This window comes from Hydrogeniiclostridium mannosilyticum (genome assembly GCF_003268275.1).
In the GTDB taxonomy this organism is placed as follows: Bacteria; Bacillota; Clostridia; order Oscillospirales; family Acutalibacteraceae; genus Hydrogeniiclostridium; species Hydrogeniiclostridium mannosilyticum.
The window spans coordinates 1-347 of record NZ_QLYR01000058.1; the positions used below are offsets into that span (position 1 = coordinate 1).

The 347-nt window shown below is 50.7% G+C and carries 1 protein-coding gene; it reads right to left on the bottom strand.

All coding sequences use genetic code 11. The features are described 5' to 3' along the window. Positions 1-347: ABC transporter transmembrane domain-containing protein (locus DPQ25_RS14470; RefSeq protein ID WP_242978410.1), on the bottom strand; the 347-nt coding region annotated here is incomplete at both ends.

The window sequence follows — 347 nt, forward strand, 5'->3', positions numbered from 1 at the left end:
CCGCCGTAAGCGATCAAATCCATAATGGTGATGGAGTTAAGCTGCATAGTGAGCACCTTCATGGTGATCTTGCGGAACTTCTCAGCCTCCACGTTCATTTCCCGGTTCTTAAACTCGTCCGCCTGATAGATTTTCAGGGTGGTCAAGCCCTGCAAATTCTCTAAAAAGGTATCGCCCAGCGCCGTGTACTGCCCCCAGTATTTGGAGAGCAGCTTTTTCGCCCAGGTCTGCACCGCCGCAATCGCTACGGGGATCAGCGGCACACAGACCAGCAGTACAATGGCCGAGGGGATATTGATGAAACATAACACAATAAACAGTGTCAGGGGAGCCAACATCGAATAAAA